This is a genomic window from Streptomyces sp. W16 (assembly GCF_033194735.1).
Lineage (GTDB): Bacteria > Actinomycetota > Actinomycetes > Streptomycetales > Streptomycetaceae > Streptomyces.
In genome coordinates this window covers 1-19536 of record NZ_JAWOAI010000154.1, presented here as the reverse complement: position 1 = coordinate 19536, position 19536 = coordinate 1, and the positions used below count along the sequence as shown (strand labels likewise).

General features: G+C 70.6%; 20 protein-coding genes and 1 pseudogene. 16 read left to right on the top strand and 5 right to left on the bottom strand.

Annotated features, from left to right (window positions below; translation table 11 throughout):
• The 3 genes and pseudogenes from R6V09_RS21560 to R6V09_RS21550 form a co-directional block, all read right to left on the bottom strand.
• Nucleotides 1-258, bottom strand: a pseudogene (locus R6V09_RS21560) (sensor histidine kinase); the annotation flags it as partial.
• 119 nt (nt 259-377) lie between these two features.
• Nucleotides 378-1022: a response regulator transcription factor gene (locus tag R6V09_RS21555; RefSeq protein ID WP_317883058.1), complete on the bottom strand. Its 645-nt coding sequence runs from the start codon at nt 1020-1022 to the stop codon at nt 378-380.
• 22 nt (nt 1023-1044) lie between these two features.
• On the bottom strand, nt 1045-2205 hold the full coding sequence (locus R6V09_RS21550) for a sensor histidine kinase (protein WP_317883057.1): 1161 nt from the start codon (nt 2203-2205) through the stop codon (nt 1045-1047).
• 202 nt (nt 2206-2407) lie between these two features.
• Here R6V09_RS21550 and R6V09_RS21545 point away from each other — a divergent pair, with 202 nt between their 5' ends.
• From R6V09_RS21545 to R6V09_RS21520, 6 genes are all read left to right on the top strand, one after another.
• The gene (locus tag R6V09_RS21545) at nt 2408-2590 is read left to right on the top strand and encodes a hypothetical protein (protein ID WP_317883056.1); all 183 of its coding nucleotides are present in this window, start codon (nt 2408-2410) and stop codon (nt 2588-2590) included.
• A 329-nt stretch (nt 2591-2919) separates the two neighbouring features.
• Nucleotides 2920-3636 carry a response regulator transcription factor gene (locus R6V09_RS21540; protein WP_317883055.1) on the top strand — a complete coding sequence of 239 codons (717 nt, stop codon included), beginning with the start codon at nt 2920-2922 and terminating at the stop codon, nt 3634-3636.
• 364 nt (nt 3637-4000) lie between these two features.
• Nucleotides 4001-5242 (top strand): cytochrome P450, encoded by a 1242-nt coding sequence (locus tag R6V09_RS21535; protein WP_317883054.1) that lies wholly within the window; start codon nt 4001-4003, stop codon nt 5240-5242.
• 52 nt (nt 5243-5294) lie between these two features.
• Nucleotides 5295-5492: a ferredoxin gene (locus R6V09_RS21530; protein ID WP_043663821.1), complete on the top strand. Its 198-nt coding sequence runs from the start codon at nt 5295-5297 to the stop codon at nt 5490-5492.
• Nucleotides 5489-6664, top strand: a complete 1176-nt coding sequence (locus tag R6V09_RS21525; protein ID WP_317883053.1) for an NAD(P)/FAD-dependent oxidoreductase — start codon at nt 5489-5491, stop codon at nt 6662-6664. Before R6V09_RS21530 ends, R6V09_RS21525 begins: the two co-directional genes overlap by 4 nt.
• A complete protein-coding gene (locus R6V09_RS21520) occupies nt 6645-7484 on the top strand; it encodes an SDR family oxidoreductase (RefSeq protein WP_317883052.1) in 840 nt (279 codons plus the stop codon). The genes R6V09_RS21525 and R6V09_RS21520 overlap by 20 nt, the downstream gene beginning before the upstream one ends.
• Nucleotides 7485-7562: 78 nt before the next feature.
• Here the strand turns inward: R6V09_RS21520 and R6V09_RS21515 are convergent, their stop codons facing one another.
• Nucleotides 7563-8459 carry an EamA family transporter gene (locus R6V09_RS21515; RefSeq protein WP_442810102.1) on the bottom strand — a complete coding sequence of 299 codons (897 nt, stop codon included), beginning with the start codon at nt 8457-8459 and terminating at the stop codon, nt 7563-7565.
• Nucleotides 8460-8527: 68 nt separating this feature from the next.
• On the opposite strand from R6V09_RS21515, the gene R6V09_RS21510 reads away from it, so the two are divergent.
• From R6V09_RS21510 to R6V09_RS21475, 8 genes are all read left to right on the top strand, one after another.
• Complete coding sequence (locus R6V09_RS21510; protein WP_317883051.1) at nt 8528-9382, top strand: LysR family transcriptional regulator; 855 nt, start codon at nt 8528-8530, stop codon at nt 9380-9382.
• A gap of 62 nt (nt 9383-9444) precedes the next feature.
• A complete protein-coding gene (locus R6V09_RS21505; RefSeq protein ID WP_317883050.1) occupies nt 9445-11310 on the top strand; it encodes a tannase/feruloyl esterase family alpha/beta hydrolase in 1866 nt (621 codons plus the stop codon).
• 164 nt (nt 11311-11474) lie between these two features.
• Nucleotides 11475-12125 (top strand): GntR family transcriptional regulator, encoded by a 651-nt coding sequence (locus R6V09_RS21500; RefSeq protein ID WP_317883049.1) that lies wholly within the window; start codon nt 11475-11477, stop codon nt 12123-12125.
• Between the two features lie 61 nt (nt 12126-12186).
• The gene (locus R6V09_RS21495; RefSeq protein WP_317883048.1) at nt 12187-12972 is read left to right on the top strand and encodes a PIG-L deacetylase family protein; all 786 of its coding nucleotides are present in this window, start codon (nt 12187-12189) and stop codon (nt 12970-12972) included.
• A gap of 2 nt (nt 12973-12974) precedes the next feature.
• A complete protein-coding gene (locus tag R6V09_RS21490; RefSeq protein WP_317883047.1) occupies nt 12975-13679 on the top strand; it encodes a 4-carboxy-4-hydroxy-2-oxoadipate aldolase/oxaloacetate decarboxylase in 705 nt (234 codons plus the stop codon).
• Nucleotides 13676-14809, top strand: a complete 1134-nt coding sequence (locus R6V09_RS21485) for a 4-oxalomesaconate tautomerase (protein ID WP_317883046.1) — start codon at nt 13676-13678, stop codon at nt 14807-14809. The genes R6V09_RS21490 and R6V09_RS21485 overlap by 4 nt, the downstream gene beginning before the upstream one ends.
• Nucleotides 14790-15740, top strand: a complete 951-nt coding sequence (locus R6V09_RS21480) for a catechol 2,3-dioxygenase (protein ID WP_317883045.1) — start codon at nt 14790-14792, stop codon at nt 15738-15740. Before R6V09_RS21485 ends, R6V09_RS21480 begins: the two co-directional genes overlap by 20 nt.
• 125 nt (nt 15741-15865) lie before the next feature.
• Nucleotides 15866-17203, top strand: a complete 1338-nt coding sequence (locus tag R6V09_RS21475) for an MFS transporter (RefSeq protein ID WP_317883044.1) — start codon at nt 15866-15868, stop codon at nt 17201-17203.
• Nucleotides 17204-17266: 63 nt separating this feature from the next.
• On the opposite strand, the gene R6V09_RS21470 is transcribed toward R6V09_RS21475, so the two are convergent.
• Nucleotides 17267-17677, bottom strand: a complete 411-nt coding sequence (locus tag R6V09_RS21470) for a cupin domain-containing protein (protein WP_317883043.1) — start codon at nt 17675-17677, stop codon at nt 17267-17269.
• Nucleotides 17678-17910: 233 nt separating this feature from the next.
• On the opposite strand from R6V09_RS21470, the gene R6V09_RS21465 reads away from it, so the two are divergent.
• Both R6V09_RS21465 and R6V09_RS21460 read left to right on the top strand, forming a co-directional pair.
• Nucleotides 17911-18483 carry a carboxymuconolactone decarboxylase family protein gene (locus R6V09_RS21465; protein WP_317883059.1) on the top strand — a complete coding sequence of 191 codons (573 nt, stop codon included), beginning with the start codon at nt 17911-17913 and terminating at the stop codon, nt 18481-18483.
• The coding region (locus tag R6V09_RS21460) for an ATP-binding cassette domain-containing protein (protein ID WP_317883042.1) at nt 18480-19536 on the top strand (1057 nt) is incomplete at its 3' end. The genes R6V09_RS21465 and R6V09_RS21460, both read left to right, overlap by 4 nt.

The following is a 19536-nucleotide window of genomic DNA, read 5'->3' as shown; positions in this document are numbered from 1 at the left end:
GAGGCAGCCCAGAGCGGCGGCCCCGGCGGCGGCGACCGCCGTGACGGCGACGACCGCACGGGGACGGCTCCGCTGCCAGAACAGGGCCGCGCAGGAGACCGAGGCGAGCGCGATCGTCGGGGCCACCGCGTCGGGCCCGGGACCGCGCGGCAGGTTCAGCTCGCTGCCGAAGAGGAACATGGCGAACAGCAGGACCGCCGACATGGTGTCGACGGTGCGGATGTGCTCGTCCGCGTAGCGCTGCCAGCTGTGGTGCATCGACCCAGACTCCCGGCAGGACCCCCGTCCCGTCGTCGTGCGGCTGCCGACATTCGCGGCTACTGAGAACGCAGTACGCGCCGCCGGCCGTGTCATCCCCGGGCACGACCGCCGGCGCGTCACACGTTCTGCAGATAGGCCAGCACGGCCAGCACCCGGCGGTGCCCGCTGTCGCTCGGCGGCAGGCTCAGCTTGAGGAACACATTGCCGATGTGCTTGCTGACCGCGCGTTCCGTGACGACCAGGGTCTTCGCGATCGTCGTGTTGTCGTGGCCCTCCGCCATCAGCTTCAGCACCTCGCGCTCACGCGGGGTCAGCGAGTCCAGCGGTGAGTTGCGGCGCCGGGTGAGCAACTCGGTCACCACCTCGGGGTCGAGCGCCGTACCGCCGGCCGCCACCCGGTCCAGCGCGTCGAGGAACTCGTCCACACGGCCGATCCGGTCCTTGAGGAGATAGCCGACCCCGCTCGCCCCGACGCCCAACAGCTCGGCGGCGTACGACTCCTCGACGTACTGGGAGAGGACCAGCACCGGCAGCCCCGGGATCTTCTCCCGCGCGTCCAGGGCCGCCCGCAGGCCCTCGTCGCGGAAGCCGGGCGGCATCCGCACATCGAGCACGGCCACGTCCGGCCGGTGCTCCAGCAGCGCGGGCAGCACCTCCGGCCCGCTGCCGGCGACGGCCACCACCTCGTGCCCCGCCGACGTCAACAGCAGGACCAGGCCCTCCCTGAGCAGGGCGTTGTCCTCGGCGATCACGACCCTCACGACAGTCCCGCCTCAACCACGCTCACCAGACGCACGGCAGCTCCACTTCGATCACGGTAGGTCCCCCCACGGGGCTGGTCACAGTCACACTGCCGTCGAGCGCGGCCACCCGGCGCCGCATACCGAGCAGCCCCGATCCGCCCGCCTCGTCGGCTCCTCCCCGCCCCTCGTCGCGCACCTGGACACGCAGTCCGGTGCGGGCGCGGGCGAGACGGACCTCGGCGCGGTCGGCGCCGCTGTACTTGGCCGCGTTGGTCAGGGACTCGGCGATCACGAAGTACGCCGCCGCCTCCACCGCCGCCGGGGCGCGCGGCCCGTCGTGTCCGTCGGTCAGCCCGTCCACGGTCACGGTGACACCGAGCGCGCTGCTGGCGGCCAGCGCGCGCACCGCGCCGACCAGGCCCCGGTCGGTGAGGATCGGCGGATGGATCGCGCGGACGACGTGCCGCAGATCCGTCAGCGCCTCCTCGGCCAGCGTCTGCGCCTCGTCGAGCATCCGGCGGGCCGCCGCCGGGTCCTGGTCGTAGGCCCGCTTGGCGAGACCGATCCGCATCGACAGCGACACCAGCCGAGCCTGCGTCCCGTCGTGCAGGTCCCGCTCGATCCGGCGCAGTTCGGCCCCGTGCGCGGCGATCGCGCCCGCCCGGGTCTGCACCAACTCCTCGACCCGGACGGCCAGTTGGGCCTTCGGCGAGGGCTTCAGCAGGGCGGTCGACCAGTCGGCGTCCAGGTCCGCGAGCCGGCTGATCAACGGCAGCACGACGGCCTCGCGGCGCAGCAGCCCGCACCACACCCCGTCGACGACCAGCCCCAGTGGCCACAGCGGCAGCATCAGGACGGGCAGCGTGCCGTAGGCGTAGTAGGCGACCATCCAGCGGAAGTCGGTGAGCGTGCTCGGGTCACGGACCGCCGTGCGCACCCGCTCGCGCACGGTACCGGTGAGCGGCTGGTACGCCTCGGGGATCTTCCGCCCGGACCACGTGCCCGCCTGCTGCCGCTTGGCCCCGGCGATCCGCCGTATCAGCAGCACGGTCTCGGGCAGCATGAACGCGCCGACGACCGTGGCCGTGAGGATCGCGGTGATCAGCAGCACGGTGATGAAGATGTACGACCCGAAGGCCATCGCGGCGGAGATCACCAGCTGCAGTGTCGCCCGGGCCGCCTGCCGCAGGGTGTGGCGCATGGAGATCAGGTTATGCGCAGGGACCGGCGGGCGCGGGAGCGGACCGCTCGGCAGGGGTGCAGCCTGCTCCACCACGGGTTGGGGAGATCGTTCCACCCAGGGTTCGGGAGATCGCTCCCTCGTGTCGTCGGGTGGACGACGGAATCGTTGAAGCAACACGTCAACCAAGATCCAAGTCTGCTCGATCCGGAGGAACTCATTCATGAAGCCGCTGCTCGCGTCGAGACCCGTGCTGTGGTTCCTGTTCCTGTTCAACCTGGTCGTCGCCACCGCCGCGCCCTTCGTGGCCGACGGGCCGCAATCCGTCCTGACCGGCGTCGGCATGGGGGCGGTCTCGCTCGGAGCGGGCATCAGCCTGTTCCGGACCCGCCGGAAACCGGCCTGACGACCTTCTCCGCCGCCTCCGATGCCGGCGGAGCTCGAAGTCCACGGGAGGGGGTGTGTCCACGGACCCGGCGCCGAGCCGGGGGAGTGGCCGGCGACCGGGTCCGGGACGGCGCCGACCCCCGTCCCCACGGGTTCGGCGCGGGGGCCGCCTTCCGCTCAAGGCAGCCCCGGCTCTGGTGGGCGAGGGCTCAGTTGCACTCCTGCTTGTTGCGACCCGCCCTTGCGGTCGGGCTTGGTTGAGTTAGGCAAGCATATGCGACTTACTTGAGTCAAGCAATCGAATGGATATTGCTTGAGTCAGGCAAGCAGGGCGGTAGGCTGGAGCGCATGTCCACGTACGGCAGCATCAGTGAGACACGATCACTCGCCCGTGGTGGGGGGCAGCACCTGCTCGTCGCCGTGGACGAGCCGGACAACGCCGAACTCCTTTCCACGACACTGGAGTTGGCCGGCTATCGGATCGGGACGGCCGGCAGCGGCACCGAGGTGGTGTCGCGGCTGGCGGAGCAGCGGTTCGAACTGGTCGTCATCGACGCGGAGTTGCCGGAGATGGGTGCCCTTGAGCAGGGCGGCCGACTCGTCACGCACCGCCCGCCCGTCCTGCTGCTCACCGCCTGGGACGCCCTGGACAAGCTGCTGCCCGAACTGGGCGCGGGGGAGCGGGACTACGTCACCAAGCCGTTCCGGATCGCCGAAGTGCTCGCCCGTATCCAGGTGTTGCTGCGTGGCAGGGGCGGCGGCCGGGACGGCGCGCTGCACTACGCCGACCTGGTCCTGGACGACACCACCTGCCAGGCGCGGCGCGGCCGGCGCACGCTCGATCTCACGCCGGCGGAGTACCGGCTGCTGCGCCACCTCCTCGTCAACGCACACAAGGTGCTGTCCAAGGAGCAGATCAGCCGGTACGTCTGGGGCGACTTCCGCGGTGACAACGCGATGGAGCAACTGGTCTCCCGCCTCAGGCGCAAGGTGGACCGGGAGGGAGCGGCGCTGATCCATACGCGCCGAGGCTTCGGCTACTGGCTCGGGAGGGCGGCCGAGTAGGGGTGAGCGACGCGTCGGAGGGGCTGCGAGGGGTTCGCGGAGCAAACATGGACACCCTGTGAAGCGGGCTGCGGGGCAGGGGTGCGGTGACGCGGCTCCGCCCCGTTTCTTGTTGCGGCCGCGAGTCGCCGTCGTAACGCGCACGTCGGTCAACTCGCAGGCAATTCAGCTGAGTTCATCCTCCCCGACATCTCCGTCCGGTTCGTGGCAACAGTGGCGGGGGGTGATCTGGATCACGTCAGGTTGTTGTCAGGGAGCTGACCGGAAGGTGTCAGTCCGCTCTGTTTGCATGTGCTCATCGAGGCCTCGTTCGCACCACCCCGGCGCTCCGCCCCACGCGGAGCCCCCACCACCGAGGAGAGACATGGCCGACACCCTGACCGGCACCGCGCCCGACACGGCCGCGGAGGTCCCCGGATACCCGATGCAGCGGGACGCGCGCTGCCCCCTCGCCCCGCCGCCCGCCGTGCACGGGCTGCGCGACGGGAAACCGATCTCCAAAGTCCGTATCTGGAACGGCAGTACGCCCTGGCTGATCACCCGCCACGCCGACCAGCGCGCCCTGCTCACCGACCCGCGCGTCAGCGACGACGACCTGGAACCCGGTTTCCCCCATGTCAACGCGCACCGCGCCGAGATCGCCCCGCACACCCCGCGCCTGATCACCAACACCGACGCCCCCGAGCACACCCGGCTGCGCCGGACGGTCAACGCGCCGTTCCTCGTCAAGCGGATCGAGGCGATGCGGGCCCCCGTCCAGAAGATCGTCGACGAGCTGATCGACGACATGCTGGCCGGCCCCGATCCGGCCGACCTGCTCACCGCGCTCGCCCTGCCCGTGCCCTCGCTGGTCATCGCCGAACTGCTCGGAGTGCCGTACGAGGACCACGAGTTCTTCCAGCGGAGCAGCGGCATCGCGCTCGACAGCGCCGCCTCACCCCAGGAGGCGCGGGAGGCGAGCGGCGCGCTGGCCGCCTATCTGGACAAGCTCATCGGGCTGAAGCTGGAGAACCCGGGCGAGGGTGTGCTCTCCGAGATGGCGGGCCGGGTCGAGGCCGGTGAGATGACCCGTACCGAGGCCGTCCACATGGGCGTCGCCATGCTCATCGCCGGGCACGAGACCACCGCCACGATGATCAGCCTCGGCACGCTCGCCCTGCTCCAGAACCCCGGCCAACTCGCCCTGGTACGCGACACGGACGACCCCAAGGTCATCGCCGGCGCGGTCGACGAACTCCTGCGCTACCTCACCATCGTGCAGACCGGGGTCCGCCGGGTCGCCAAGGCCGACATCGAGATCGGTGGCGTCACCGTCCGGGCCGGCGAGGGCATGATCTTCGACCTGCACGCGGCGAACTGGGACCCCGAGGCGTTCCCCGAGGCCGACCGCCTCGACATCACCCGCTCCGCCCGCCGGCACCAGGCCTTCGGCTACGGCCCCCACCAGTGCCTCGGCCAGAACCTCGCCCGCCTCGAACTCCAGGTCGTCTACGGCACCCTCTACCGCCGTATCCCGACGCTCCGACTGGCCGCTCCCATCGAGCAGTTGGCCTTCGACCGCACCGGCACGACCTACGGCGTGGCCTGCCTGCCGGTCGCCTGGTGACCCACCTCCTCATGAACCGACCGAGAACGAACACAGAGCGAAGGACACAGCCATGAAGGTCGAACTCGACGAACCGAAATGCGTCGCCTCCGGGCAGTGCGTGGTCGCCGCCCCCGACGTCTTCGACCAGCGGGACGACGACGGCGTGGCGATCCTCCTGGAGGAGCACCCCGGCGCCGAACTCGTCGACGACGTACGGGAAGCCGTGGCGGTCTGCCCGGCCGCGGCCATCCGACTGGTGGAGCGGTGAACCGTATCGTCGTCGTCGGAGCCTCGGCCGCCGGACTCGCGGCGGCCGAGACGCTCCGCCGCGAGGGGTACACCGGCACGCTCACCCTCGTGGGCGAGGAATCCCATCTGCCGTACGACAGACCGCCGTTGTCCAAGCAGGTCCTCGCCGCGGAGTGGGAACCGGACCGGGTCGCCCTGCGCACCCCGGCCGACCTGGCCGGGCTCGACCTCGACCTGCGTCTCGGTGTCGCCGCGACCGCGCTCGACCTCGCCGCGCAGGAGGTGTGGCTGTCGGACGGCGCGCAGGTGTCGTACGACGGGCTGATCATCGCCACCGGGGTACGCCCGCGGCGGCTGCCGGGTGAGGGCGCGCATGTGCTCCGCACGCTCGACGACGCTCTCACGCTGCGTGAACGGCTCGGCCCCGGGCAGCGGTTGGTCGTGGTCGGCGCCGGTTTCCTCGGCGCGGAGGCCGCCGCCGTGGCCTGGCGGCTCGGCGCTCAAGTGACCTTGCTGGAACCGGCGTCCGTGCCCCTGGCGCACGCGGTCGGCGAGCAGGTCGGCCAGGTGCTGGCCCAGGCCCACATGGACCACGGCGTGAACCTGCGCACCGGGGTCTCCGTCACCGAGGTGACCGACGAGGGCGTACGGCTCGGGGACGGCGAGGAGATCGAGGCCGACGAAGTGCTCGTCGCGATCGGCTCGCTGCCGAACACCGCGTGGCTCGCCGACAGCGGCCTTCCGGTGGGGGACGGTGTGGTGTGCGACGAATACTGCGAGGCCGCGCGGAACGTCTACGCGGCCGGTGATGTCGCCCGCTGGTACAACCCGCTCTTCGGGACGTCGATGCGGATCGAGCACCGCACCAACGCGGCGGAGCAGGGCATGGCCGCCGCCCGCAACCTCCTCAACTCCCATGCGCGCAAGGCGTTCGCGCCCGTGCCCTACTTCTGGTCCGACCAGTACGACATGAAGATCCAGGCCCACGGCCATCTGCGCGGCCATGACGAAGCCGCCGTGGTGGACGGGGACTTGGACGAACGGCGGTTCGTGGCCGCCTACCGCACCGGCGACCGGCTCACCGGCGCCCTCGCCGTCGGCATGCCGCCGAAGGCGATCCGTGCCTGGCGGCAGGCCATCGCCGCCGGAGCGAGTTGGCAGGAGGCCGTCCATGGCACAGCAACCGTCTGATCAACCCCGTGACGTCGTCGTGGTCACCGGCGCCGGAGGCATGGGCACGGCGATCGCCCGCCGCCTCGGCAGCGGACGCACCCTGTTCCTCGCCGACGCCTCGCGCGGCCAACTCGACCGCACCGTCGCCGCGTTGCGCGCCGAGGGCTACGCCGCGCACGGAGTCCTCACCGACATCTCCGACCGTACGGCCGTCGAGAAGCTCGCGCAGAGCGCGGCCGGCGAGGGCCGGGTCGTCGCCGTGGCGCACACGACCGGGGTCTCCGCCTCGATCGCGTCGGCGCGCACGATCCTGGAGGTCGACCTGCTGGGCACGGTCCATGTGATCGACGCCTTCGAGACGGTGGCAGGGCGCGGCACCGCGCTGGTCGCCGTGTCCAGCATGGCCGGGCACTACGCCTCGCTCAACCCCGAGGACGAGGCCGCCCTGGCGACGGCCCCGGCGGAGGAACTGCTCTCCCTGCCCGTCGTCACCGCCGTGGGCGACGACTCGCTGCGCGCCTACATGGTCGCCAAACGCGCCAACCATGTGCGCGTGGAGGCCGCCGCGCTCCCCTGGAACCTGCGCGGCGCCCGCATCAACACCGTCAGCCCCGGCGTCATCTCCACCGCGATGTCGAAGGCCGAGGCCGAGTCGCCGCACGGCGGGCACATGCTAAAGATGATCGACGACTGCGGAGCGCGCCGCACCGGCACACCCGGCGAGATCGCCGACGCGGTGGCCTTCCTCACCGGCCCGCAGGCGCAGTTCATCACCGGCACCGATCTGCTCGTCGACGGCGGTCAGGCCGCGTGGGTCCGCCGGCACATGCGGCACTGACGGTCCCGCCCCGGACGCCCGCCACCCACGCGCTGCTCGTCGAACGACGTGAAGGCGGAAGGGCGGGCTTCGGTCGGTTCAGTCCCGCGACGTGAGAATGCTCAGCGCGTTCGCCGCCACGATCGCTCCGATCCCCGCCCACTCCGCCCAGCCCAGCCGCTGACCGAGGCCGATCCACCCGACCACGGCGGCGAGCACCGGATTGACACTCATGAACAGCCCGAAGGCCGGAGCCGGCACCCGGCGCAGCGTGAACAGATCGGCCAGATACGGCACCGCCGACGAGAGCACCCCGGCCGCCACCGCACACCCGGCCGCCGCGAGCGTCGGCGGATGCCGGACGGCGACGACGATCCCGACCGGCAGGAACATCAGCGCGGACACCCCGGCCGCAGCCGCCGAACCCTGTGCCCCGGGGACGCGGTCGCCGACGGTCCGGTTGAGCAGGATGTACGACGCCCAGCACGCGGCGGCGAGCAGCCCGAGACCCATGCCCAGGTAGTCGGCCGAGGGGCGCGGGCGCATGAGCGTCACCACGCCCGCCGCCGCGATGAGCGCGCAGCAGACATCGACGCGCCGCCGGGTCGCGGCCAGCGCGATGGACAGCGGACCCAGGAACTCCAGCGTCACCGCCAGACCGAGGCCGACGCGGTCGATCGCGGTGTACAGGGACAGGTTCATCGTCCCGAACACCACCGCCAGCAGCAGTACGGGCCACCACTGCCGCCGGGTGAACTCCCGCAGCCGGGGCCTGCCCACGGCGAACAGCACGGCCGCGGCGACGTACTGGCGCACCGCGACGACCCCCACCGGCCCGATCACAGGGAAGGCGAGGGAGCCGAGCGCGGCACCGGTCTGGTTGGACAGCCCGCTGCCGGCCATGGTGGCCACCCCGGCGAGACCCACCCGGGACGGCCGAGGGCTGCCAAGTGACGTGCCGATCAAGGGAGTTGTCGCTGCGGAGGCTCCAGGCATGCTCCGATCGTGCGCCTCGCCCGCACTTGCGCAAAATGCAACAACTGGACGATCTATACGCTGGGGTCATGGATCTGGAGCTGAGACAGTTGCGCTGTCTCGTCGCGATCGTCGACGAGGGGACCTTCACGGACGCCGCCCTCGCGCTCGGCGTCTCCCAGGCAGCCGTCTCCCGCACCCTCGCCTCACTCGAACAGGCCCTGGGCATACGGCTGTTGAGGCGCACCTCCCGATCGGTGACCCCGACGAGCACCGGGCTGCGAGTGGTCGCGCACGCCCGGCGGGTCCTCGCCGAGGTCGACGACCTGGTCCGGGACGCCACCTCGGGCCACGCCCATCTGCGCATCGGCTACGCCTGGTCGGCGCTCGGCCGCCACACGCTGTCCTTCCAGCGGCGCTGGAGCCGGGCGCACCCGGAGACCGACCTGCACCTGATCCGCGTCAACTCGGCCACCTCGGGCCTCGGGGAAGGCGCCTGCGACCTGGCCGTCGTCCGCAGACCGCTCGACGACCGGCGGTTCGAGTCGGCCATCGTCGGGCTGGAGCGACGGCTGTGCGCCATGGCCTCGGACGACCCGCTGGCCCGGCGCCGCTCGGTCCGGCTGGCCGACCTCGCCGGGCGCACCCTCCTCGTCGACCGCCGTACCGGCACCACCACCGCGGACCTGTGGCCGCCCGACTCCCGCCCGGCCACCGAGGACACCCACGACGTGGACGACTGGCTCACCGTGATCGCCACCGGCCGCAGCGTCGGCATGACCGCGGAATCGACCGCCAACCAGTACCCGCGGCCCGGAGTCGTCTACCGGCCGGTGCGCGACGGCGAGCCCATCGCCGTACGGCTCGCCTGGTGGAAGGACGACCCGCACCCCGCCACCCAGGCCGTGCTGGAACTGCTCAGCGCGCTCTACCGGGAGACCTGAGGCACTCACCCTTATGGCCCACGGCGGTGGCCTCCACCAGGGGCCCGTTCGACGCTGAGCCCATGAGCCCTGGTCATGCCCACTCGTCGAAGCGGACGAGAATCGTCCTCCTGGTGGCCGTCGTCGTCGCGGCCCTCGTCACGGGCCTCGCGCTGCTGCCCGACACCTTCTCGGCGGACGCCGACGCGAGAGTCACCAGGGTCACCGCCGGCGGCGACGTGGGCAAGAACCTGCCGGTCACCAAGCCGAAGATCTCCTGTGCCGACCTCCTCCAGAAGGACTTCGGCGCGCTCGACGAAGCGGCGACCTCCGTCGCCTCCGCGACCGTCGTGGCCAAGGGTGGCACCAACGCGTACGAGTACTGCGACGTCAAGGGCACCGTCGCCCCGCAGATCCAGTTCGAACTGCGGCTGCCGACCCGGACGTACCGGCAGCGCTACCTCCAGGAAGGCTGCGGCGGCTACTGCGGCATGGCCGGCGTCAGCGCCCAGCCCGCCGCCTCCACCGGTTGCGTCCCCGTCACCGACGGTTCCTTCGCCCTCGGCCAGGACAACCAGGGCCACGTCTCCACCTCCGGCACGGGCGGCGGCTCCGCCGAGGTCTGGGCGACGAACCCGCAGCTCAAGGTGGACTTCGGCTACCGCTCCGAGCACGCCTTCGCCACCGCCGCCAAGGCGATCACCAAGGCCTTCTACGGCGCCGAGCCGACGTACTCCTACTACGACGGCTGCTCGGACGGCGGGCGCGAGACGCTGATGGAGGTGCAGCGCTACCCCGGCGACTTCAGCGCCGCCCTGGTCGGCGCCCCGGCCTTCAACCAGACCGCGCTCAACGCGATGCAGGAGGCCTACCTCTCGACCATCGACTTCCGCGCGGACGGCTCGACGATCCTGCCCGCCTCGAAGCTCTCCATGCTGCACAAGGCCGTCATCGCGAAGTGCGCCGATCCCAAGCTGAACAACGACCTCATCCAGGATCCGGCGACCTGCACCTTCGACCCGGCGAGCCTCAAGTGCGCCGAGAACAAGGACAGTTCGAGCTGTCTCACCTCCGAGCAGGTCGACGTCGTACGGAAGGCGTACGCGGGTGTGACCGCCCCGGACGGCACCCATCTCTACACCGGCGGCCAGCCGTACGGCTCCGAGGCGGCCTGGGAGGGGCTGTTCATCCCGAAGGCCGGTCAGGGGCAGACGTCTGTCCAGCTGTACGGGATCGGGCTCGGGTTCCTGCGCTGGGTCGGCAGGTGGGAGGCCGACCCGACGCTGAAACTCGACGCGTCGCTGTTCACCGTCGACACCTTCAAGGCGTACCAGCGGGAGGTCTCCGGGATCTACGACGCCACCGACCCGGACCTCACCAAGTTCCACGAAGCCGGCGGCAGGCTCATCCAGTGGCACGGACTGACCGACCCCAATATCCCGCCCACCGGCACCCGGGCCTACCGCCAGGCCATGATCGACACCATGGGGCAGGGCGACGTCGACGACTTCTACCGGCTGTACCTCTTCCCCGGCGTCAACCACTGCGGCGGAGGTGCCGGGGCCGACAGCTTCGACCTGCTGAGCAAGCTGATCGACTGGCGTGAGACCGGAAAGGCGCCAGGGGCCGTCATCGCGTCCAAGACCAGCGGCGGCAGCCAGCCCGGGGGACCGGCGGGCGGTCAGCTCGGCGGCGACACCAAGGCTTCCGCCGTGGCGAGCAGCAGCGCGCCCACCGTCGAGTACACCCGGCCCGTCTACCCGTATCCGCAACTCGTCGCCTACGACGGCTCGGGCGACAAGGACGACGCGGCCAACTACCGTGCCTACACGCCCGACAAGCTGCCCGACGACCACTACAAGTGGGCCGGGTCCTTCACCTCCGGGTACCAGGAGTGGTGCGAGACGAAGGACGGCAGGTCGATGAGCTGCACCCGTCACAAGCCGTAGAAATCCGCTGTCCACTGCCCGTCCATGGCCGGTCCATGGGCGGGCAGTGGCATGTCTGAGGTAAGTATGGGCGGAAGCATGCCTGCAATACGGCGGACAAAATTGTTGACAATCTTGTTTGGCTAGATTTAGGTTCGACAGGCACTCACTCAGGGAGGGCAACGATGCCGAAAGAAGCCCGTCCGAGCACCGGGGAGCAGGCCAAGCAGCACGCGCTCACGCAGCTGCGGCAGGCGATCCTGCACGGCGACATGGCACCGGCACAGCGGTTGGTGGAGAACGAGCTCGCCGAGCAACTCGATGTGACGCGGGCCAGCATCCGCGCGGCGCTGATCGATCTGGCGGCCGAAGGACTGGTCGAGCGGATCCGCAACCGGGGCTCCCGGGTGCGGGTGGTCACCGTGGAGGAAGCGGTCGCCATCACGGAGTGCCGCATGGTCCTGGAGGGACTGTGCGCGGCCAAGGCGGCCGTCGCGGCCAGCGACGACCAGCTGACCGAACTGGCGAACCTGGGCCGGGCCATGACCAAGGCCGTGGCCGACGGCGAACCGGTGACGTACTCCGAGCTCAACCACGAACTGCACGACAAGGTCCGGGAGTTCTCCGGCCAGCAGACGGCCGTGGCCCTGCTGGAGCGGCTCAACGCCCAACTGGTGCGTCACCGCTTCCAGTTGGCGCTGCGGCCGGGGCGTCCGCAGCAGTCCCTGAGTCAGCATCTGGCGATGATCGAGGCGATCACGGCCAGGGACCCGCTGGCGGCCGAGGCGGCCGTCCGCGCCCATCTCACCAGTGTGATCGAGGCGTTGCGCGACTGACGCGCGGCGGATCGGCACACCTGGGGCGGGCGCACACCTGTCCACCAAGGAGATTCGAGTCATGACGCACGGCAACGCGCCCGCCTCCCCCACGCTCGACGACGCTCGCGCGGGGGGACCCCCATCACGATCGACACTCGTCGTCACGGCGCACGCCGGGGACTTCGTCTGGCGGGCGGGCGGAGCCATCGCCCTCGCCGCCGCCCGCGGCGAGAAGGTCACCATCGCCTGTCTGACCTTCGGCGAGCGCGGCGAGTCCGCCAAGGCCTGGCGTGAGGGCAAGCAGCTGGACGAGATCAAGGCGATCCGCCGCGACGAGGCCGAGCGCGCCGCGGCCACCCTCGGCGCCGAGGTCCTCTTCTACGACGCCGGCGACTACCCCCTGGTCGCCACCGCCGAGCTGACCGACAAACTCGTCGAGGTCTACCGCGCCACCCAGCCGGACGTCGTGCTCACCCACCCCACCGAGGACCCGTACAACGGCGACCACCCGGCCGCCAACCGGATGGCGCTGGAGGCGCGCGTCCTGGCGCAGGCCATCGGCTATCCCGGCGAGGGCGAGATCATCGGCGCCCCGCCGGTCTTCTACTTCGAGCCGCACCAGCCCGAGATGAGCGGCTTCAAGCCCGAGGTCCTCCTCGACATCACCGAGGTCTGGGACACCAAGCGCAAGGCGATGGAATGCCTCGGCGCCCAGCAGCACCTGTGGGACTACTACACCGACCTGGCCGTCCGCCGCGGCGTCCAGCTCAAGCGCAACGCCGGCCCGAACCTGGGCCTGGCCCACAAGACGATGGCCGAGGCGTACATGCGTCCGTACCCGCAGATCGCCAAGGAGCTGGCATAACCATGGGCGGCGTGATCGTCACCAACCCCCCGAAGGCGGACGCCGAGGACGTCGAGGCACTGGCCGCCTTCGGCGTGGCCACCGTCAGCGAGGCCATGGGCCGCACCGGTCTGCTCGGTCCCTCAATCCGCCCTGTCCAGCAGGGAGTTCGGGTCGCCGGCACCGCCGTCACCGTGCTCAGCTGGCCCGGCGACAACCTCATGATCCACGCGGCCGTGGAGCAGTGCGGCGAGGGCGACATCCTCGTCGTCACCACCACCTCCCCGTGCACGGACGGCCTGTTCGGTGAGCTCTTCGCCACCGCGCTCCAGAAGCGCGGGGTGCGCGGTGTCGTCCTCAACACCGGCATCCGCGACACCCAGGAACTGCGCGACATGGGCTTCGCCGCCTGGTCCCGCGCCGTCTCCTCGCAGGGCACCGTCAAGGCCACCGGCGGCTCGGTCAACGTGCCGGTCGCCATCGACGGCCAGGTCGTCCGCCCCGGCGACGTGATCGTCGCCGACGACGACGGTGTGGTGGTCGTACCGCGCGAGAAAGCCCGCGAGACGGCTGCGAAGTCCGAGGCCCGCGAGGCCAAGGAAGCGGCCACCCGTGCCGCCTTCCTGGAGGGCCAACTCGGCCTGGACCGCTACGGGTTGCGCGACACCCTCAAGCAACTCGGCGTCGAGTACCAGTCGTACGAGGAATACACCGGAGCCGGTTCGTGACCGGGCCCGCGGAGGTGCGCTGCATGCTCATGCGCGGCGGCACCTCCAAGGGCGCCTACTTCCTGGCCGAGGACCTCCCCGCCGACCCCACCGCACGCGACGACCTACTGCTGCGCGTCATGGGCAGCCCCGACCCTCGCCAGATCGACGGCCTGGGCGGCGCCCACCCGCTCACCAGCAAGGTGGCCGTGGTCTCCGCCTCGGCCGACCCCGAGGCCGACGTCGACTACCTGTTCCTGCAAGTCGCCGTCGACCGCCCCGAGGTGACGGACCGTCAGAACTGCGGCAACATCCTTGCCGGAATAGGCCCGTTCGCCGTGGAGCGGGGGCTCGTGGCCCCCGCCGACGGCGAGACGTCCGTCCGCATCCGCATGCTCAACACCGGGGAACTCGCGATCGCGAGCTTCCCCACACCGGGCGGCCGGGTCGACTACACCGGCACCGCCGAGATCTCCGGCGTGCCCGGCACCGCGGCCCCCGTGGTCATCGAATTCCCGCAGGGCAGCAGCCCGTTGCTGCCGACGGGCCGTATCCGGGACGTCATCGCCGGCACCGAGGTGACCTGCGTCGACAACGGCATGCCGGTCGTCCTGATCCCGGCCGCCGCGCTCGACGTCACCGGCTACGAGAGCCCCAGGGACCTGGAAGAGAACCTCACTCTCGCCGACCGCCTCCGGGAGATCCGCCTGGAGGCCGGCAAGCTGATGGGCCTCGGGGACGTCGAGAACACCACGGTGCCCAAGCTCAGCCTGCTGGCACCGCCCAGGGACGGTGGCGCGGTCATGACCCGCACCTTCATCCCCGTGCGCTGCCACACCTCGATCGGCGTCCTGGGCGCCGCGAGCGTGGCGGCGGGGCTGCTCCTGCCCGGCGGGGTGGGGGAGGGCATCGCGGACGTCAACGAACAAAGTGACCGAATTCGCATCGAGCATCCCAGCGGATTCCTAGACATCGAAACTAGCGTGACCCCCGCATCCGGCGAGGCCGCTCCCGTGGTCCGCAGAACCGCCGTGGTGCGCACCGCCCGCAAGATCTTCGACGGCACCGTCTTCCCCCGGTCCGCCGAAACCACCCCCACACCCGCACTCGTACGACCCCTTGGAGGCAACGATGGCTCCGCCGCTCGGTGACATCGCCCATATCGGCCACGCCCAGCTCTTCACCCCGGACCTGGACGCCAGTGTCGCCTTCTTCACCGACTACCTCGGGCTGACCGTCAACGGGCAGGACGGCGACACCGTCTACCTCCGCACCTACGACGACTACGAGCACCACAGCCTGGTCCTCACCGCCCGCGCACAGCCCGGCCTCGGCCGCCTCGCCCTGCGCACCTCCAGCGAGGAGGCGCTCCAGCGCCGTATCAAGGCGGTCGAGGAGGCGGGGGGCTCCGGCCGATGGGCCGAGGACGAACCCGGCCTCGGCAAGCTGTACGTCACCACCGACCCGGACGGCCACGAGCACGCCCTGTACTGGGAGAGCGAGCACTACCAGGCCCCCGACGAGCTGAAACCGGCCCTGAAGAACCAGCCGCAGGCCAAGCCCAACCGGGGCGTCGGTGTACGGCGCCTCGACCACATCAACTTCCTTGCCGCGGACGTGCTTTCGAGTGCCGAGTTCCAGCAACAGGTGCTGGGCGCAAGGCCGACGGAGCAGATCCAGCTCAACAGCGGGCGGATCGCGGCGCGTTGGCTGACGTACACGAACAAGTCGTACGACGTGGTCTACACGGAGGACTGGACCGGTTCGACCGGCCGGCTGCACCACATCGCCTTCGCGACCGACACCCGCGAGGACATCCTGCGCGCGGCCGATCTCGCCATCGACACAGGCGTGTTCATCGAGACGGGCCCGCACAAGCACGCCATCCAGCAGACGTTCTTCCTCTACGTCTATGAACCCGGCGGCAACCGCATCGAGTTGTGCAACCCGCTCACCCGACTCGTCCTGGCGCCCGACTGGCCGCTGATCACCTGGACCGAGGAGGAGCGGAAGAAGGGGCAGGCCTGGGGCCTGAAGACCATCGAGTCGTTCCATACGCACGGGACGCCACCGGTCGGCTGAGCGACGCGCAAGGCCCACCGGAGCCACCCCCGCGCGATTGTCGATGAGATTGTTGACAAAAACGTTGACTATCGCGGGGGTGGCTCCTTAGCGTCTAGCGCACCAAGCACGAGAGGTAACCAACGATGTCTTCCTCCCCCTCCCCGTCCCCCGCTCTGTCCGCCCGTGGCAGCCGACTGGCCCTCCTGGCCATCGGCCTGTGCTGGCTGGCCGTCCTCTTCGACGGCCTCGACATGTTCATCTACGGCTCGGTGCTCCCGCACCTGCTGGAGACGAAGACCTTCGGTCTCACCCCGGACCAGGCCGGCGACCTCGGCAGCTACGCCACCTTCGGCATGCTGGTGGGCGCCCTGACCGCGGGCACGGTCGCGGACCGGATCGGCCGCAAGCAGCTGATGATCGCCTGTGTGACGCTCTTCTCGCTCGCCTCCGGCATCTGCGCGATGTCCGGCAGCGTCGAGGTCTTCGGCCTCGGCCGCACCCTCGCCGGCGTCGGCCTCGGCGGTCTGCTGCCCACCGCGATCAGCATGGTCTCCGACTACGCCCCGCGCGGCCGTACGGCCCTCACCATCGGCATGCTGATGACCGCCCACCACGCGGGCGGCATCCTCTCCGCCTACGTGGCCAAGTGGCTGGTGGACCCGGTCGGCTGGCGCGCCGCCTTCTGGGTCTGCGTCCTCCCGCTGCTCTTCGTCCCGGTGCTGCTGAAGTTCCTGCCCGAGTCGCTGAGCTTCCTGGTCGCCAAGGGCCGCACCGACGAGGCCGGCGCCCTCGCCGAGCGCTTCGAGGTCGAACTCCCCGCCGCCACCGGCAAGAAGACCGCGGCCGACCGCTGGGACGCCCTGCTCGCCCTCTTCCGCGGCGGCGAATGGCTCCAGACCCTGCTGTACTGGTTCGCCTCCTTCGGCGGCCTGCTCCTCGTCTACGGCGTCGCCACCTGGCTGCCCACCCTGATGCGCTCCGAGGGCTACGCGCTCGCCGACGCTCTCACCTTCGTCGTCGTCTTCAACCTCGGCGGCATCGTGGGCATGCTCGCCGCAGGCCGTGCCGCCGACCGCTTCGGTGCCCCGCGCATCTCGTCGATCTGGTTCGCGCTCACCGCCGTGGGCGTCTTCCTGCTCGGTGTCCACATGGGCCAGGCGGTGACGATGCTGGTCGTCTTCCTCACCGGCGTCTTCCTCAACAGCGCCCAGACGATGATCTACGCGACGGTCTCCATCCGCTCCACCCCGGCCAACCGCGCCACCGCGGTCGGCTGGACCTCCGGCATGGGCCGCTTCGGCGCCGTCTTCGGCCCGTGGCTCGGCGGCCAGCTGCTCGCCTCGGGCAACGGCGACTGGGGCTTCACGTCCTTCGCGATCGCCGGTCTGTCGTCCATGGTGTTCATCGGGATCGCCGCCCTGCGCAGCTCGAAGCAGGCCGCGCAGACCAGCACCCCGCAGGAGCTGGTCGGCACCCACTGACCGGGAAGGGCACAAACGGAGGCGCCCGCGTCGAAAGACGCGGGCGCCTCCGTTTGCGGCGGGTCAGTCCTTGCCCATCTGGTCCTCCGCAGACAGGTGTTCCACCGTCCTGCCCGTCTCGGTGAACGTCCGTGTCACATAGCCCGACGAGTACACCCACAGGATGCGCAGCGGGGTGTCACCCACGTTCCGGAACAGGTGCGGGATCGGTGAGGGGACGTACGTCGTGTCGTACTGCTCCAGCTTCGTCACCTCGCCGTCGACCCACACCTCCGCCTCGCCCTCCAGGATCGTCACGTGCTCGTCGCAGTTGTGCGAGTGCAACGGCGCCCCGGAGCCGACCGGATACACGCTCATCCCACTGGTGATCAGGTTCTCGCCGCCCGCCGACGGTGTCGTGACGAGAGGGGTCGTCACCACGGCGCCGCCCCGGTCGAGCAGGGGTACGGACGCGACCTTGATGATCGTGGTCATCCGGAGTTCCTTTCCACTTACACACTTCCGCGTCGAACGACGTTAGGCCTCGCGCGGGGGAATGGGTGCCCTCTGGCGTGCAGCTTTACCTTGCATTTCCAGAGGGGTGAGCTTTCCGGACCCGGCTGTAGCGTCGGCACGCATCGCACGGCTTCACGAACCGTGCACGTAACGCGCCGGAAAGAAAAGGCAGGTATCGGCCCATGAGGCTCCCCGTTCTCACCGAAGAGGAAATGGACCCGCGCCAGCAGGAACTGGCCGCCCGCATCGCCGGCCGACGCGGCGGAGTCCGCGGACCCTTCCGGGTCTGGCTGCACAGCCCGGAGATGTGCGAACGGGCCGAATCCCTCGGCGCGTTCGCCCGCTTCGACAGCAGCCTCCCCAAGCACCTGAGCGAACTCACGCTGCTGATGGCCGCCCGGAACTGGGACGCGCAGTACTCCTGGAACGCCCATGTGCACCAGGCGATCGAGGCAGGCATCCCGGAGGCCGCCGTCAAGGCGATCGCCGAGAAGCGCGAGGCCGTCTTCGACAACGAAGTGGACCAGGCCTTCTACCAGTTCTGCCGCGAGATCCTCGACGACCACTTCGTCACCGACGACACCTTCGCCGCCGCACTGGAGCACTTCGGCTCCAAGGGCCTGGTCGACACCATCGGCGCGCTCGGCAACTTCACCATGCTCGGCATGTGCCTCAACACCTTCCAGGTGGACCTCCAGGCCGACAAGGAACCCCCGTTCCCGGACATCCGCGGCTACGGCCGTACCGCCCCGGACGACGCCGACGGCACCGAGCCACGCCCGTGACAACCCCGGGGGGAGACGCGGTACTTCGCGTCCGGGGCGTCACCAAGAGCTTCGGCGGAGCAGCCGCGCTGAAGGGCGTGGACCTCGACCTCCACCCGGGCGAGGTCCACGCCCTGATGGGCATGAACGGAGCCGGCAAGTCGACGCTGGTACAGGTCCTTTCGGGGATCCACCAGCCCGACGACGGCAGCGTCGAGGTCAACGGGCAGACGCAGCACGGACTTACGGTGCGCAAGGCCCGCCGGCTCGGCATCGCCTCGGTGCCGCAGCGCCGCGAACTGGCGATGGGGCTCACCGTCGCGGAGAACGTGCTGCTGGGCGACCTGCCGACCCGGGCCGGCGCCGTGCGCTGGAAGGCGGTCGACGCCGAGGCGCACATGGCACTTGAGGCCCTCGGCATCGACATCGACGTGACCCGGACCGCGGGTTCGCTCACCGTCGCCGAGCAGACCATGGTCGAGGTGGCCCGCGAGGTCCGCCGCGGCGGACGCATCCTGATCCTCGACGAACCGACCGCCTGTCTGAGCGCCGAAGCGGCGCACCAGATACGGGAGTTGGTACGTACCCTGCGCGACGAGGGTGTGGCAGTCGTCTACATCTCGCACTACATCGACGAGGTGCTGGCCGTCGCCGACCGGGTGACGGTGCTGCGGGACGGGGCCGTCGTACGCAGCGCGCCCGCCGCCGAGTTCGACGCCGCCGGTCTCGTACGGAGCATGGTGGGCAGGGATGTCGTGTCCCAGCGGTCCGGGCGGCCCGCCCCCAAGGACGAGATCGGGCTGACCGTGCGCGGCCTCACCGACGGCCGGGCCGTACGGGACTTCACCGTCGAGGTGCGCAAGGGCGAGATCGTCGCCGTGCTCGGCCCGGCCGGAGACGCGCAGTCGCGCCTCTTCGACCTGCTCTCCGGCCGCCGCCGCCCCGATACCGGCCACCTCGCCGTGGACGGAACTCCGGTGCCGTTCGGCCGAGTTCACGCCTCGCTCGCCAGCGGCCTGCGCTGCGTCACCGGCGACCGCCGCGCCCTGGGCCTGGTCCCCGAGCTCTCCCTGG